General features: G+C 35.2%; 13 protein-coding genes and 1 pseudogene. 8 read left to right on the plus strand and 6 right to left on the minus strand.

The annotated features are described in order from the left end of the window. Positions 1 to 230: 230 nt before the first annotated feature. Positions 231 to 1,241, minus strand: a pseudogene (locus BK577_RS14335) (IS1595 family transposase). Between the two features lie 228 nt (positions 1,242 to 1,469). Between BK577_RS14335 and BK577_RS14340 the strand changes: the two are divergent. Continuing rightward, positions 1,470 to 2,429: an NAD(P)H-dependent flavin oxidoreductase gene (locus tag BK577_RS14340; RefSeq protein ID WP_078433586.1), complete on the plus strand. Its 960-nt coding sequence runs from the start codon at positions 1,470 to 1,472 to the stop codon at positions 2,427 to 2,429. A gap of 116 nt (positions 2,430 to 2,545) precedes the next feature. Here BK577_RS14340 and BK577_RS14345 read toward each other — a convergent pair whose 3' ends face one another. Beyond that, positions 2,546 to 3,079 (minus strand): GNAT family N-acetyltransferase, encoded by a 534-nt coding sequence (locus BK577_RS14345; RefSeq protein WP_078433587.1) that lies wholly within the window; start codon positions 3,077 to 3,079, stop codon positions 2,546 to 2,548. Between the two features lie 162 nt (positions 3,080 to 3,241). Between BK577_RS14345 and BK577_RS14350 the strand changes: the two genes are divergently transcribed. Both BK577_RS14350 and BK577_RS14355 read left to right on the plus strand, forming a co-directional pair. Next, the gene (locus BK577_RS14350) at positions 3,242 to 3,712 is read left to right on the plus strand and encodes an HIT family protein (RefSeq protein ID WP_342743295.1); all 471 of its coding nucleotides are present in this window, start codon (positions 3,242 to 3,244) and stop codon (positions 3,710 to 3,712) included. A gap of 152 nt (positions 3,713 to 3,864) precedes the next feature. Further along, the gene (locus BK577_RS14355) at positions 3,865 to 4,755 is read left to right on the plus strand and encodes a protein kinase domain-containing protein (protein WP_078433588.1); all 891 of its coding nucleotides are present in this window, start codon (positions 3,865 to 3,867) and stop codon (positions 4,753 to 4,755) included. Between the two features lie 339 nt (positions 4,756 to 5,094). Here BK577_RS14355 and BK577_RS14360 read toward each other — a convergent pair whose 3' ends face one another. Together BK577_RS14360 and BK577_RS26385 are read right to left on the minus strand one after the other, a co-directional pair. Then, positions 5,095 to 6,186, minus strand: a complete 1,092-nt coding sequence (locus tag BK577_RS14360; protein WP_078433589.1) for an NAD(P)H-dependent flavin oxidoreductase — start codon at positions 6,184 to 6,186, stop codon at positions 5,095 to 5,097. Positions 6,187 to 6,375: 189 nt separating this feature from the next. Beyond that, a complete protein-coding gene (locus tag BK577_RS26385) occupies positions 6,376 to 6,486 on the minus strand; it encodes a YbfB/YjiJ family MFS transporter (RefSeq protein WP_342743296.1) in 111 nt (36 codons plus the stop codon). 124 nt (positions 6,487 to 6,610) lie between these two features. Here BK577_RS26385 and BK577_RS14370 point away from each other — a divergent pair, with 124 nt between their 5' ends. The 3 genes from BK577_RS14370 (at position 6,611) to BK577_RS14385 (ending at position 8,770) form a co-directional block, all read left to right on the plus strand. After that, positions 6,611 to 7,471 (plus strand): LysR family transcriptional regulator, encoded by an 861-nt coding sequence (locus BK577_RS14370; protein ID WP_078433590.1) that lies wholly within the window; start codon positions 6,611 to 6,613, stop codon positions 7,469 to 7,471. Positions 7,472 to 8,152: 681 nt separating this feature from the next. Further along, complete coding sequence (locus tag BK577_RS14380; protein WP_078433592.1) at positions 8,153 to 8,362, plus strand: hypothetical protein; 210 nt, start codon at positions 8,153 to 8,155, stop codon at positions 8,360 to 8,362. Positions 8,363 to 8,455: 93 nt separating this feature from the next. Next, positions 8,456 to 8,770 (plus strand): hypothetical protein, encoded by a 315-nt coding sequence (locus BK577_RS14385; RefSeq protein WP_078433593.1) that lies wholly within the window; start codon positions 8,456 to 8,458, stop codon positions 8,768 to 8,770. Between the two features lie 180 nt (positions 8,771 to 8,950). On the opposite strand, the gene BK577_RS14390 is transcribed toward BK577_RS14385, so the two are convergent. Then, the gene (locus tag BK577_RS14390) at positions 8,951 to 10,642 is read right to left on the minus strand and encodes a sulfite exporter TauE/SafE family protein (protein ID WP_078433594.1); all 1,692 of its coding nucleotides are present in this window, start codon (positions 10,640 to 10,642) and stop codon (positions 8,951 to 8,953) included. Positions 10,643 to 10,910: 268 nt separating this feature from the next. On the opposite strand from BK577_RS14390, the gene BK577_RS14395 reads away from it, so the two are divergent. Then, positions 10,911 to 12,182: an MFS transporter gene (locus BK577_RS14395; protein ID WP_078433595.1), complete on the plus strand. Its 1,272-nt coding sequence runs from the start codon at positions 10,911 to 10,913 to the stop codon at positions 12,180 to 12,182. Positions 12,183 to 12,341: 159 nt separating this feature from the next. Next, the gene (locus BK577_RS14400) at positions 12,342 to 15,137 is read left to right on the plus strand and encodes an alpha-L-rhamnosidase (RefSeq protein WP_078433596.1); all 2,796 of its coding nucleotides are present in this window, start codon (positions 12,342 to 12,344) and stop codon (positions 15,135 to 15,137) included. Positions 15,138 to 15,382: 245 nt separating this feature from the next. On the opposite strand, the gene BK577_RS14405 is transcribed toward BK577_RS14400, so the two are convergent. Then, entirely contained in the window at positions 15,383 to 16,396 is a 1,014-nt protein-coding gene (locus BK577_RS14405) for an AraC family transcriptional regulator (RefSeq protein WP_078433597.1), read from the minus strand. Positions 16,397 to 16,596 lie beyond the last annotated feature (200 nt).

A 16,596-nucleotide genomic window follows, 5' to 3' on the forward strand; every position in this document is an offset into this window, starting at 1 on the left:
AATTAACACAAAACCTTCCAAATCTAAACAAACGGAAGGTTATTTGGCATGCTTATTTTTAGTATAGCATGATATATTTTAAGTTTTTAATGAAAAATATTGACAAACTATTAGCTGGTTTAGTTAAACAAGTTTATTTCGATTATACAAATTTTAACATAAGTTCTTAAAGAGGTTTCCGGCTTATTTCAAATTTTTGCACACCAAATATACCATCAAAAACGGAATTTTTAAGCAGTTCTTAATATCTTCACTGTAGAATGTTTGGAATTCCGGCAAGAACCTAAGAGGAGTTGTTTTACCCGTTCAGATTTGGCAATAGTTTTTGTTTGGTTAATATATTTGAACCAGAAAAGGTAGTTATCCAAGAACTTGGTCGCCACACCTTTAAATCTTTGCATAAATTTCTTGAGCTGAGCGTGATAAGCATTGACGTGTTGGATATGGTAAATTGACTTCTTGACGTAAATTCCCTTTCGAATATTCACAATTTCGTGCTTTAGCTCTTTTTCTGCTGCAAACTTCATATAATTGGTTGCGTTATCCGAGCATAACAAAGCGTTATTTTCTATAAATTGACCCAATACACGATCTATCTCAGTACTTTTAATTCTCCCTGTGCCGGCCATTTCCGAAATTACTTGTCCATTTCGATCCTGGGCTACAAGCACGCATATTTGTTCATTAGAAATGCCCCTTTTTGTAGCTACACCGCCTCATTTACGGGCCTCACGGTGGGAGATATCTTTTTTGCCTTTGTGACTTTCCAAAAAGTAAGTTTCATCACTCTCGACAATTCCTTTTAATTTACTGTGGCCTAATGACCTAAGAGCATTAAGGATTTTATGCCGCCAATAGAAAGCGGTTGAGCTATGTGTTTTTAAAACATCAGTGATTTTAGGCAACGTATAGCCATCAACCATCATCTTGAAGTATTCCATCCATTTACTTGGGTAATGGGTGCACGATAGGGGAGTGTTAGTCATATCATTGAACGTTTTCCCGCAATCTTTACAGAGGTATCATTGCCTTCCTCGATATTTTCCGTTCTTTTTAACCAAGACACTTCCACAATGTAAACAAGCATGGCCTTCGTGAAATCGACTTTCACGGATATCCTTAATTATCTTTGCTACGTATCCTTGATCTGCCGGAAACAATAGAAACTTAATCGCATTATATAACTTAAATTGTTCTGATTTAGGTAGTTCTGAGAATCCCTGGAATAAACTTTCCCACATTTTTACCGCCTCCTAGAACGCAATTATAGCAAGGTCCAATTAGTATCGGGAAAAAACAACAATCTATACGAAAACAGCCTTTGTAAAAAAGCGCTATAGTTTAAGTGATAAATGCGCCCATTTACCACAAAAATGCGCCTTTTAACAATCTTTCATAGGATTAATGAATCTTTCAGTCGAATATCTAATCTTATAGCATAGAACATTCTTAAAAGGAGTGAAGAGGTTATGAAAACACGTGTAACGGAGATATTCGGCATTAAGTACCCAATTGTCCAAGGAGGACTTGCTTACCTTGCTTATGCCAAACTAGCTGCAGCTGTATCAAATGCGGGAGGACTTGGACAAATAACTGCGGCAACACTACGTACACCTGAAAGACTTAGAGAGGAAATCCGTAAAGTACGGACACTCACCGATAAGCCCTTTGGTGTGAATCTAGCAATTGCAAAACACGATGGTCAATATAAAGAATTACTTGAAGTGGCTATTGAAGAAAAGGTACCAGCCATTTCGATAACTGGAGGTAACCCGCAACCAGTTTTAGAAAGAATAAAAGGATGCAATATTAAAACGCTAGTTTTAGTATCGGGAGTTAGACAAGCACAAAAAGCTGAAGAATTAGGTGCAGATGCTGTAATGGCAGTAGGTCAGGAAGGTGGAGGTCATTTAGGACGTGACGATATTGGCACAATGGTGCTTGTTCCTCGTGTCGTAGATTCTGTTTCCATCCCAGTATTAGCAAGTGGAGGTATTGGTGATGGGCGCGGGTTATTGTCAGCATTCGCTCTAGGTGCGGAAGGCATTGAAATGGGTACTCGTTTTATAGCTACTCAAGAATGTGTTCATGCAAATGAAATATACAAGCAGGAAATTCTTAGTGCGAAAGAGACAGATACAGTTGTGATAAAGAGAACATTAGGTTCACCGGGACGAGTGTTGAAAAGTCAATATGCGCTGGGTATTATCGAGCGTGAACAGGAAGGGGCAACCTATGAAGATCTGAAAGAAGTAATTAGCGGTAAAGCTAATACTAGATATATATATGATGGGGATGAAACAGAAGGGTTTGGGTGGGCTGGTCAGGTAATCGGTCTTATCGATCATATTCCAACAGTTCAAGATTTATTTGATGAAATGATATTAACTGCAGAAAAAGGATTGAGTCGTTTGCATAAGATTTTTTAACATTATAGTTTGATTACTTAGTTTTTTGGTATCTGTTAATTAGATAAATACACTTTGATAGAAGTACTCACGGATTATAAAAAAGATTGCTCAATATCCGTGAGTACTATTTCATGTTAGTTCCGTAAATCTAAGTCTGAACGTAACATCCCATATACAATGCTATCTGTCCATTCATTCTTATTCCAAAAATCCTGAATAAAATGAGCTTCTTTTCTCATTCCTATACGCTCACATAATTTTTGTGAAGCTTTATTTCTTGCATCAAGATTTGCTTGTATACGATGCACATTAAATGTATCAAATAACGTCTTGACTAAACTACTCACGGCTTCTGTAGCAAAACCCCTTCCTGAAGAATCATTAGAAAAGCTATAACCAATTTCAACGGTATCTTTCATAGATGTATACCAAACAGATAAATCACCAATTACTTTTGTATTGTTGACTACTGCCAAACTTAAAGATGTTTCTTTTGTAAGTTCTCTATTTTCTAGCTTTTTATTAAATTCTTCATGCATATTTTCAATTGTCCACTTATCATGTAAAAGATATTTACATGTATCATCGTTGTTATAAATAGTAAATACATCATGTAAGTCATTACTTGTATAAGGTCTGATTGTTAATCTTTCAGTTTTAAATTCCAAAAATGCTCCTCCTCTCTGATGCCTGAAAAAGGACTAGTTGACATCCTATTCCAATTTTAATCTATTATGATTATAAAATGAACAGGCAGTTTGATAAGAAGGTAATTTCTGATCAAGAAACAAAATATGCATAAAGAATGAAAAGGGATGGAGAGTGAAACTATGAGTGTGGATTGGAAAAAAGACCGTTTTAGAGCTATAGAACGTGGAGAAAATCCTTTGGTTATTGCAAAAATGAAAAGTGGTTATGCAGTAATTGGGGATACTCAGTTTTTGCCTGGATACTGTGTATTACTTGCATATCCGAAAGTTTACACTCTTAATGATTTAACAATTGAACAGAGAGGTGATTATTTAGTAGATATGAGTCTAATAGGTGATGCCATTCAATCTGTATGTAATCCAAGACGCTTAAATTATTCGATGTATGGAAATTCAGATGCGTTTTTGCATGCTCATATTTTTCCTCGCTATGAGTGGGAACCTGAGGATAAGAAACCTTATCCAGTTTGGCAGTATGGTGATTTATGGCATTGGGAAGAGCTGCAATACAGTGAGGAAAAACACGGTGAGTTAAGAAAGAAAATAAAAGAAAAATTAATTGAAATAATGAAGGAGAAATATGGTGATTAACCCTACCTTCTTTCCAACCGGTGCAAGAGTATTAAGACAAAAATAGCATTATGGCACCTTTTCTTCATGCAATAACACATCAAGTTAGTGCATGAAGGTAAAGTTTTTAATATTTATAGAATATGTCTTTAAAAGAAAAATGGAGGAGTTAAATGGGCGAAATGCAGGTTATCAATTTAGATAGAGTATCCTTTCAATTAAAAGAAAGACATAACTTCGAATGGCTAACAAACATGGGAGAAGTATTCAGTGTTTTTGATGAGCAAGACTCAGGGAATATATGTTTTGGTATTGAAAAAGATGGAGTAAAAAAATTTGTGAAGTATGCAGGTGCAAAAACAAAAGAATATACCGGACAACCAGAAAAAGCGATCGAGATATTAAAGAATTCAATTTCCCTATATGAAAATTTGCGACATAAACACTTGATAAATTTACTTGAGCATTTTGAAAAAGATACAGGATACGTGTTGGTTTTTGAGTGGTTTGAAGGTGAATGTCTTCACTCCCATTGGTCATTCCCGCCACCACATAAATACACTCACCCAGAGTCACCTTATTATCGGTTTAAAAAATTACCAATTGAACAACGTTTAAAGTCATTTAAAAATATAGTAGAATTCCATCTAAATGTAGAAAGGAATGATTATGTAGCAGTTGATTTTTACGATGGGAGTATTTTATATGACTTTAAAAATAATATCACGAAGATTTGTGACATTGATTTATATAAGAAAAAACCATTTATCAATCCAATGGGGCGACTGTGGGGATCATCTAGATTTATGTCCCCGGAAGAATTTGAGTTAGGTGCCAAAATTGACGAAAGAACAAACGTATTTAATATGGGAGCAATCGCATTTGGATTGTTAGGTGGAGAACTTGACCACTCATTTTCTAAGTGGGATGCTGGACAGGAACTTTATCAAGTAGCAAATAAGGCAGTTAAATTAGATAGAGTAGAAAGATATTCAACAATAGAAGAATTCCTATCTGCTTGGGAAACAGCTTCAAAACAGGGGGTGAAACCTAGGACAGTATAGCATATTAATCAGTAATCTTTATATGTATCGAGTAGTTTTTTCTTCAAGGAGTGCGTTATTGATTAACTACATTAAAGCGCTTTTCTTGAACAAAGAAAGGTGCTTTCTCATGTTAGGGACAGATTGGAGAAAATCACTTAGAATGGGAAGAGGGATTGTGATGCGTTTTACATAAAATACCGGAGCAGGGTAGTACAGTAACGGATATTGTGTTACTGTATTACCTTGCCTACTTTTATAGTAGAAATTAATAAAAAATGTCAACAAGAAATATTTGGTTGGCATTTCAAAACCTATAGGAATTAGTTTGAAAAGAGTTCTACATAGGACCCCAATGAGTTATAAGAACCTTTGTATATCTAAATTTATTTTGTTAGCTTCTGCAATAATATTTTTAATTAATGATTCAACTGTTTGACTTTTAGCTAATCTTGGGCTTTGACCAGACCAAAGTGACACGAAATCTAGATTATTTTGATCACTAGAAGTCTTCCTAATATCCTGGGTTAGTATATTAAGAACAGGGAAATCTGGCAAAAATCTTTCGTGCCTCTGCATTTCTAAAATAAATTTATTTTTTATTCCTCTTGCCCATTTACCAGAAAATGAACGAGTTAATACAGTATTATCCTCGGTAGCATTAAGTATTGCCTCTTTATGTATCTTATGTGCTCCACTTTCAATACAAGTCAGGAAAGCAGTACCCATTTGTACACCCTTTGCCCCTACACAAATTGAAGCCATTAACCCTCTTCCATCCATAATACCTCCTGCGGAAATAACCGGAATGTTTACATTGTCAACAACTTGTGGGATAAGTGACATTAAACCAACTAAACTCTCCTGATACCCATCGATAAAGTTCCCACGATGTCCACCGGCTTCACTTCCTTGAACAACAACAATATCCATTCCTGCTTTTTCATTTTCAACTGCTTCTCTAACAGTAGTAGCAGTACCCACCAAAATTATGTTATTTTTTTTCAGTTTAGCAATTACTTTCTTAGAAGGAATGCCAAATGTAAAGGAACAAATAGGAACCTTCTCTTCAATTACGACCCCTATTTGATCAATAAATGTTTCGAAAACAGTGTTAAAATTAGGGATTTCAACACTATCTTTTCCAGGTAAATCCAGTTGTTTGCGAATAGGGTTTAATATTTCGTTAACTGATTTTACTTCTTCCTCTATAACATCATATTCATCAGGAACAAATAGATTTATACCGAAAGGGTTTGATGTTAACTGTTTTATTTCTTTAATTTGTTCCCGCATTTGGTTAGGTGTCATATAACCTGCACCAATCATTCCTAGACCTCCAGAATTTGAAACCTCGGCTACTAATTTCGAAGTTGATACTCCGCCAGCCATAGGAGCTTGTATAATCGGATATTGAATTTGTAAAAGTTCTGTCATTTCATTCTTTAGCATAAATCTCACCTCGTGATTTTAAATACATTCTTTTTTTGTGATGATCCGTGGTATTCTCCTTAAATTGTATTCCAAATAAAAGTATTCCTGCTCCAATTAAAATGACACTAGCTGCTCCTATCAATGCTGTATTAAAATTATACTTCTTAAAAGGAAAGGAACCTGCTAAAATTGCCCCAAGCAAATATCCTAAGTAATATAACCAGCAATTGTATTTGAAAAAGAAAGTTCTTTTTGCATAAGTGGAAGAATAGGAGTATATGCAAATCTTCCAATCCCCATAGCAATGACTAAAGACAACATTCCTCCTAAAAAGTTACTCTATTTAAAGGATATCTGTTTTTTGGTATATTGAATAATACATAATAATGATAGTTGCTATCAGTTAATTAGATGGCTAAATGGAAGTTGGGGGAGTAATACAATGGATTTGCATACATTAAAAATTTTTCAGACTGTTGCTAAAATGGGAAGTATTTCTCAAGCAGCAAGAGAACTTCAATATGCACAGTCAAATATCACAATGAAAATACAGCAGTTGGAATCGGATCTTCAAACAACGCTTTTCTATAGACATAATCGCGGAACTGCATTAACAGCCAAAGGAAGCTTGTTGCTAACATATGCAGAAAAAATATTCGATCTTATTGAAGAAACTCAAAATATGATGACTGATGATCAAACACCAAGAGGTCCGTTAATCATTGGTTCAATGGAAACAACCGCTGCAGTTCGATTACCAAGCGTACTTTCAAAGTATCATAAAGACTTTCCTGAAGTAGATCTAACGATAAAAACAGGTTCTACGGAAGAAAATATTCAAGGAGTACTTCAGTATGAACTTGATGGAGCATTTGTAGCTGGACCTATTAAGCGCCCCGAACTGATTCAGAAGGAAATATTTGAAGAGGAATTGGTACTAGTTACTGATACAAAACATCCACCTATTTCTTCTATTAAAGATATTCAAACAAGGACGATGCTTGTATTCCGTACTGGATGTTCTTATCGGGAAAAGCTTGAACAATGGTTACAGCAAGAGAGGATAATCCCAAATAAAATAATGGAATTTGGCACCCTGGATGCAATCATTGGTTGTGTATGTGCTGGACTTGGTCTAAGTATGCTACCACTGAGTGTGGTTGCAAAGCATATACAAGAAGGAACCCTTAGACAGCATTCAATTCCGAATGAATATGGAATAGTAAAAACAATATTCATTTATAGAAAAGAAAGGTATGTAACTACGCCTTTATTTAAATTTATAAATACATTAGGTAATTAAAGTGAGCTTTTACGTTTAATGGGTTGAAAATTGTCTTAAATCAAAAGCTCTTGAAGGATTTACTTAACCTAACGGGTGATCTCGGATAATAACAGTCTTCAGCAATCAAGCTCTTTCCTGGAACAAGGAAAGGCGCTTATTTCAATTTAAATTCATTTTATTAAAGAAAATAGTGAAAGTAATTGGATATTTATGTTAAAATATTTTGGGATTGTGAGAAATGAGGTGTTACGGTTGATAAGTGCTTCTACTTGGTTTGATCCCTATGTTTTGGAAGTTCTTGAAATACCAATAGCTATTATTCTAGGAACGCTATCAGCATGGATTACCAGGATCGTAATACTTGGCCCGTTAATACATGTTTTACTGTCTTTGCTATTTTATATGTGGGTTTGGGGATATTTTTATTCATACAATTCATCACAATTTTTTGCTATACATATGAATCACTTGGAGTCATATCTAATAGAAGGATTTTTTATTGGTGTTACTTGGGTGTTATCAAAGGGCTTAGTAAGTACAAGAAAGAAGAATGTTTACTAATATAATAGTTTGAATACATACTTAATAACCTTAAGTCATCAAGCGCTTAGATTGAAGACCATGCCTTTAAGAAGAGGGATAATATATTCAATTGAAATATAATTTAAGCAATATTCTAATCTAAATAGGAGATAAATTATGAGGAAGTATTACTTATTGCTGTTATCATTTGCAATTATTATCATAAGTGGGTGCGGATATAATGGTGAATATGTACGTTGGGGAGATACTGTACCTGTTGTGAACACAGACAGACTAGAAAAGAATAATATTCCTTATAAGATTAAAGACAATAAAGTTTATATTCCAGAAGATGCCTTTGATAAAGCAATTTTTTGTTGTTCATAGTCCTTTTCATAAAAGTAGGTTAGCCAAAGAAGTACCGAGATTATAAACATGTATATGATTAAGAACAAATTCATATGAAAGGTGCTGCAAGTAATGAAAATCAAAATGATTATTTTTCTAACATCTTCAAAAAAAGAAAATACTACATCGGAATTAGTCATGAAAACAATTGAATCGACTATTCGTCCTGTTAAAGGAGATATAATTCATGACCCTGGATTTGACTCGAGATTTCATAATGGATATGAAGTTGTAAAAGTTACTATAAATTATGAAAGAAATGAATGCTATGTATCTCTACAACCCCTTGCAATAGAATTAGAGGAAATTGATATCAAAGACTATTTAGACAAACTTGTAGCAAATGAATGGCGTATTGTTTCAAAAGAAGAATTATTAATTTCATGAGTTATTGTTTGCTAAAGAGACAGGTTAGTTAACTTAAAAAAGAATAAAATATTGTGAGATAATATTATTGATTTTCTAGCTGTTATGGAGTTGAGAAAGTCAAAAAAAGAGAACCCGCCTAATTTTGGGCGAGTTCCTTTTATATGCTATTGTTTTTTTAGGCGTTTTTTATTAAAGCCCTTATTCCAACCCGTCGATCACCATTTCTTTAACCGGCAAGAAGTTTTCTCCCGTTTCCAGATAGGTTATCGTGACTTTGTCGTTTTCCTGGAGATATATGGCCAACGGTTGATTTTCAGATGAGATGACGAAATTTTTACGATTGTCTAAAAGAAATGAAACAATCGTGAAATCACCGGTTTTTTCTTTGTAAACACGTACTACTGTTCCTGTTACAGTTTTTTCTTCTGCATCAGATGTTCCATCTACACTGCTTCCACCTTTTTGCAAGGCGATTTTATAATTCTTTAATGCTTCGTTAGGTGTAGCGGCATATACAGATATTTCCGGATTGGCAGCAGAAACAATAAAGTAATTTTGTAAAAAGCCGTTAGAGTCTAAAACAGGTGTTAGCCAGCTGGCTTCTCCATAGAAATTATATAAAACAGGCATTTCGCCATGCCATTTTTTTTCGATGAATTTCTTTTCGATTATTTGCAGAGCGCCTTGGGAATCCATATATGATTCTTCAAGATTTCCAGTATAGTAAGTTGCTTTACCGGTTCTTGAGTTAGTGAGGGAGTATCCCAACATAGAATCGACGCCTTCTTTAGGGCTTGTAAAATCGGTAAAGTAATACATATCACCATTTTCATCAAAAATAGGGCTGACATTCGCTTCCGTTCCTTCATCAGAAGGCAGTTTTACATCAGATTTGCCAAAAATACTATTCCAAAATCCGTGTATATAATTTCCATAGTAGCTGTTCTGTAAGCTAACTGTTTCAGGGGAAACAGCTCCATCAATGAATGAAGGTACGTCAGCTAGTTTATAGTCTTTCGTATCCCCGTTTTTAGGATCTACCATAACAATTCCTTCCACCTTGAAACCATTACGTGCTGAAACATATTGGCCATAGGTACGGAGATAATATGGTTTTCCTTCTTCGTCAATTTCTAATTGAACATCTCCATAAAAAATATGTTTAGGGTAGTTCATTCGAATATGACGCTCCACTTTTTTATTAAAATAAGAGGAGGGTGTATAGGTCATTTCAGATTTAATAAATTTAGGGTTTTTTGATGAATCAGTAGCACTTAACGTGAAATATCCAGGTATTTCGTCACCATTAAGCCATTTGAAAAATCCGGAAAATTCAACAGGCGCGATATAAACAAACTCGCCATTTACCTTTTGAATTTGTAGATGTCCAAGTTCATAATAACTCGTATTTGGTACTTGACCAAATGCCTTTTTCATTTTATTTCTTGCAAACTCCGGCGGTACACTTGCAGGTGTTTTGGTTTCATCAAATGCTTTAATTTCGACCGATTCCTTCATATCAGCATATTCGAATTTTTCATTTGCATTAAAGAAAGGTGCTGAGAGAAGATATATGCCAAATACTAAACTTCCTAAGAAAATAACGCCCTTTATTATTCTTTCCTTACCTGAAGCAATCATTGCTCCCAATGCAGAAACAACTATCATAAAAATCCATAATGATGAAATATTGCGGTCTAAATTGCTCATGTAATAAAACGCAAACGTCCCGATCATAATGAGGGCGAGTAGTGTGCTAATAGCCCCTATACTGAGTGTTTTTTGAGCTGTTTTGTTTTCTTTCTTTGCTGGCTTTTTCTTTGTAAAAGGAATAATCAGAATGGCTGAAACGAGCCCAATAATAAGAGAAAAGATAAGAATATTGACCATGATGCTCTCCCTTCGGTTTGTGTATATTCTTAATACGGTTTACGTTCATGAATGGTTTCATTTATTTGTTGGTATCGTTTACCAGCATATTTGAGTCGTTAAAAGGAGGGGACGATTCCTCTCCATTTTTCATTTGGGGATTTAATAATGAAATGTTTGAAATGGATAGTTTTTGTGTCTTAAATCGCCATAGTTATTTAGGGCTACCTCTCCTAAAATAGAACTATAAGCGCTTTCAACAAATAAAAAGAGAAAGAAGGGGTTGGGAATGAATTCTAAAGCAATAACACCGTTTCCTAGATTGATAGCAGGCATTTCAATTGCAAACTTTGGGTACATTGTTGGGGCGATTGTTCCGATTGCATTATTACTTACAATGAAATTAGCTATGCTTGATCCTGAAAATGTAACCAAAAACTTTAGTATTGTATCAATTGTTAGTGCTTTAGTAGGGATTGCAGGTCTTTATTTGGCAGGGTATATAAGTGACCGTACATCGTGGAAATTTGGCCGGCGTCGTACTTGGATTTTAATAGGGGCATTAACAGGTGGTGCAGCACTTTACATGGTTGGTGCCGCTCAATCAGTAGTCATGGTGTGTGTGACATTCGCAATTGCTAAATTTTTGTTAAGTTTTATCATGAGCTCTGTATATGGACTAATTCCTGATCAGGTTGATGAAAGCAAGCGAGGTACTGCTTCGGGGATTATAGGGATCATCTCTCCACTCGGAATTATGCTTGGTATTAATGTCATGCTTATTTTCAACAGCTGGAGTATTGAATTTAAATTTTTGTTACTAGGGCTAGTTGTGATTGTATCCGCTATCATTTCTTGCGTTTTAGTAAAAGAAGAGCAAGTCATCTACCAAAAGCAGAAACAAACATCAGAATCAGTATCTTTTGGGCAAAAACTGGCACGTATTTACCCAAGTCCAAGAAAATACCCGAATTATTCGTTTGGGTTATTAACAAGATTTTTCATGGCAATCGGGTATGCAGCTTCAACATATACAAGTGTTTATTATTTAGAGCATTTCGGTGTTTCTCCTGAAAATCTGACACATTATGTATCAACAAGCATGAATATAACCGTTCCATTACTTGCCATCTTTAGTATACTTGGCGGTTTTCTATCAGATAAAGTTGGACGCCAAAAACCGTTTATTTATAGCTCGGCACTTGTAACGGCAATCGGAATTATAGGTTTTGGCTTTTCACCAAGTATTACGATTTCCTATATTGCGGCAGCGGTGATTTCGATGGGATTTGGAATGTTTTTAGCAGTCGATATTGCCATAATGACGAGAGTATTACCGAACAAAGAAGATGCAGGAAAAGACATGGGGATTGTCAATATAGCGAATGATATTGGTGCTCCATTTGCAAACTCGATCGCAAGCCCGCTCGTATCTGCAGGAGGTTATCCATTATTCTTCGGTGTCCTTTCTATTTTTGCAATATTGGCTGGAGCTGTTGTAAAACCAATACCGGAATTAGAAGTGAAAGAAGAGGATGACGATTTATTGATTGCTAAGTAATTTTAGGTGCTCCGCGTTTCCTTACGTGGAGTTTTATCTCTTTTATTTAGGAGGAGGGAAAAAATTGGCTATGATCATCACAATTGCAGCGCTGATATTACTGGAAATCTTTATAACACCATGGATGTTAAAAAGAAAAATGTTGAGGAGGAATAGAACATGATACAAATTACCCAACTTAGAACAGAAAATCAGGAACACTTATTTGGGACAGATATTTTACACCCCCGATTTAGCTGGACATTAAAAAGCAACAAACAAAATGTGATTCAACATGCGTATCAGATTCATGTGTTTGAAATCGATAGTTTTGGAAGAAAACAGATCATATGGGATACAGAAAAGGTTGAATCTGATGATTCTGTTCATATTTCTTATAAGGGTCCGCAACTGCGTAGTAGAGCACACTATTGTTGGAAGGTTCGAATATGGTTTTCTACCAATGAATACACATCATGGAGTAAAGAAGCCCATTGGGAAATGGGATTCCTAAATTCAAACGATTGGGTGGCAAAGTGGATTGAACCCATACAGGAGAGTGTAATAGAAGAACCGGAGCTTACATTGGAGGATATGTTTTTAAACAAGAAAAAAGGAGAGCAGATTTCGCCGGAAAAAAGGCTTCATCCACCTAAATTGGTGAGAAAATCATTTTCCATAAAAGAAAAGGAGATTGCTAGAGCAAGATTATATATTACTGCACATGGCCTCTATCATGCAAGAATCAACGGAAAAAAAATAACGGATGCTGAATTCACACCGGATTATACGTCTTACTCTAACTATCTTCAGTATCAAACATATGATGTCCTTCCTTTCTTGGAAAAAGGGGAAAATGTTCTAGGTGTTATTTTAGCGGATGGCTGGTATGCAGGCAGAATCAGTATTCCTGGGGGTAGTGCTCAATTTGGAAATAAATTGGGATTACTTGCTCAGTTGGAGATTACTTATAGTGATCAATCAAGTGAAGTGATTGGAACAGATTCCTCATTTATTTCTTCGGAAGGTGAATATATTTACAGTGATCTTTTTATCGGAGAAAAACAGGATCGTAACTTAGAGAAGGTGGGCTGGGATTGTCCAGGTTATGAAGACGTAGCTCAAAAGTGGAGAAACGTTGAAGTTACGAATGACACATTAGATCATTTACGTGCTCAATATGGTGAGTTTGTTAAACCAATGAAGAACATCTCGCCTATCAATATCTCGAAGGACAGTAATAACGTGTATGTAGTAGATTTTGGGCAAGTTATTGCAGGCAGAATTCGACTGCACTTACAAAGCACCAAAACACAAGAAATTAAAATCGAGCATAGTGAAGTGTTAAATGAACGAGGAGAATTTTTAAGCAATATTGTCGGTAGAAACAAAGATCAAACAGATTATTATCTTTCTCGTGGAGATGCTGAGGAAATATTCGAGCCTACTTTCACGTTTCACGGTTTTCGTTATGTTCGAATAACAGGGTATGATGGTGAGCTTCGTCCTGAAAATATTTCAGCGATTGTTTTGTATTCAGATTTGAGGGAAACAGGTAATTTTTCCACTTCAAACACGAGTATCAATCAACTTTGGAATAATATTCAATGGAGTCAACGCGGAAATATGTTATCGATACCAACCGATTGCCCTCAGCGGGAAAAGGCTGGTTGGACAGGTGATCTGCAAGTTTTCGCTCCAACGGCTGCATTTAATATGGAGGTTGACTCGTTTTTATCAAGGTGGCTATGGAATCTGATGGTAGAACAGACCGATGAGGGGGAAGTACTGAACTACTGTCCGGCGCCTAAGGATATTTGGAATGATCTAAAGTTTACCGGCTCGATTTCTTCAGCAGGCTGGGGAGATGCCATAATCATTGTTCCATGGATTCTTTATCAAAAATACGGAGATAAAAGAATTTTGGAGCAATGTTATCCGGCAATGGAAAAATGGATGAAGTATGTACAAGAAAGTGCAGCAGCTAATAAAGAAAGCGATATGTCACCCTATTTGTGGGACACAAAATTTCATTATGGCGACTGGATGATTCCGAGCTTTATGTTAGGTGAAAAACCGTTAGGACCAATTGAATCAGCCAAAGCCACGAAAGATAGTATGGCAACAGCTTTTTATGCTTATTCTGCTAAGCTTTTAAGTGATATTTCTATGGTGCTTACCAATTACGAAAAAGCTGAATCTTATCTTCACTTACATCAAAAAGTCAAGAATGCCTTTGTAAGTGCATATGTGAAAGACTCCGGGCTGTTAACAGCTGATTACCAGGGTGTATATACAATTGCACTTACTTTTAAATTATTGTCAGGAAAACAGAAAACAATGGCAGTGAATAGATTGGTAGAACTGATTCGAAACAATGATTATAAAATCGATACAGGATTTTTATCCGTTCCGTATATCATGGATGTTTTATGTGATCATGGCTATGAAGACATCGCCCATAAACTTCTTTTTCAGAGGGAGTGTCCTTCCTGGCTTTATGAAGTGGATCAAGGGGCCACAACAATTTGGGAATCGTGGGAAGCAATTAAACCGGATGGCACAGTCGGAGATTTTTCCTTTAACCACTATGCATTTGGATGTATCGGTGACTGGTTGGTGCGTTACTTTGGCGGATTAACTCAAATAGAACCTGGATACAAAGTGTTTAAGGTTGAACCACATTGGTGTGATCAAATAAAAGAAGTAAAAACAGAGTATAAATCCGTTTATGGACAGATTAGAGTCGAATGGAAAATTGTTAGTGGAAATGAAATGGTTCTTAACGTAGAGGTTCCGCCAAATTCAAGTGCACTTATTTCATTACAACATATAAATCTAAAGGATCTTTCGAGATTTGAGGAACAATTTGAAGGATATACAGAGCTTGAAAGTGATAGCCATTTAAAGTTCACAGTACCTAATGGTAAATATGAATGGCGTTATCAATTAGATGGTCAATTTGTTAGGAGTTAAATAATATATATGTAGACCGTACCATGGTGTACGTGTAAAAAAACTGTAATTGATAAGCTTTATTTTCTATTTTCTTAATATATTTACTATTATCAAAATTTATTTACTATTTTTCTAGTTTATTTTCGATTATTGAATTTTATAAACTATTTGTCAAATTTCGACAAGTTTCAACGTGATTACAAAAAAAAAGTCTGTCTCAATAAAATAGTTCAAAATTAAAAACCAACGGCTTAATCAACTAATTATTGATTAAGCCGTTGGTTTTCTTTTCGGTATTTGGCAGGTGTAACTCCATGGAACTTTTTAAACGTTTTATAAAAGAACGTAATATTTGTATAGCCGGTTTTATTGGCAATTTGATCAACGGTTAGATCCGTGTTTTCAAGCATTGTACAAGCATTTTTTATTTTTAATTGATGTGAAAGGTCAATAAACGTTTTATTTAGATTTGTTTTGAGCAATCTGGTTAAATGGTTTGGATGGAAGTGGAAATATTCCGCTGTTTTTTCTAATGTGAGAGTGTCATAGTTTTTTTCCATGTAATCTAAGATCTCAGAAATAATTCCTTTTTTCATAACCGGTTGATCGATGTTATGAGGAGAGTCATGATAGATCCTGACTAATTCCGTGAAAATTAACAGCATGTATGAATTTATCGCTTCTTTGGAACATAATTGCGGTTGGCTGTATTCTAATAATGCCTGTAAAATTAACTCTCTTAATTTGCTAGTAGAGTGCTTTGAGAAAATAATGTATCTGCTATCTTCTTTATGTTTATAGATGGTGTTAACAAAAAAGTCTGTAAGTAAATCATTTCCTGATAGTCGTCTAAGTAACGCCGAATCAAAATAACTTGTTCGAATCATAATGTTAATCACAATGTCATTCTCCCCGGCTTGATCAATCGCATGTGTCACATTGGTATCCAGCAGGCACAAATCTCCTTCTTTCAACATCACTTCTTTTCCATTAATCATTTGTTTACAGGATCCCGAAAGGACATAATTCATTTCAATAAATGAATGTTTGTGTGTCGAGAATTTTATATATCGGGGATGTTTTAAAAAGACAACATTCTGCTCCGGTTTGAAAAAGTACTCAGTAGGGACAACGTCTGGTACTTCATTTTGTGGAGACAGGACGAGTTCGGATCCAATAAGTGTAGAAAAACTGTTTGGTTTTTCAGGGGTTCCGGAATACTTTTGTTCGAAACTGTTCATTATCTTTAATTGTTTTTCAAGAAGTGTAGCATTCACTGGGAGACCCCTTTCATATGTGGTGTTTTCTTTCTATTATAATAAAAAACTTGATATTCCCCAAATTGAATTAGTTGAGAAAAAAATATTTTGAAAAATTTTTAAAAAAGTACGCTACTCTTCTTCGTAATTTTTATATATAGGGGGTGAAAGAAAACTTATAAGAAGAAAGGGTAGTGATGAAACATGGCGAGATACCG

Origin of the sequence: Metabacillus halosaccharovorans, from assembly GCF_002019635.1 — a bacterium.
GTDB classification, from domain to species: Bacteria; Bacillota; Bacilli; order Bacillales; family Bacillaceae; genus Metabacillus; species Metabacillus halosaccharovorans.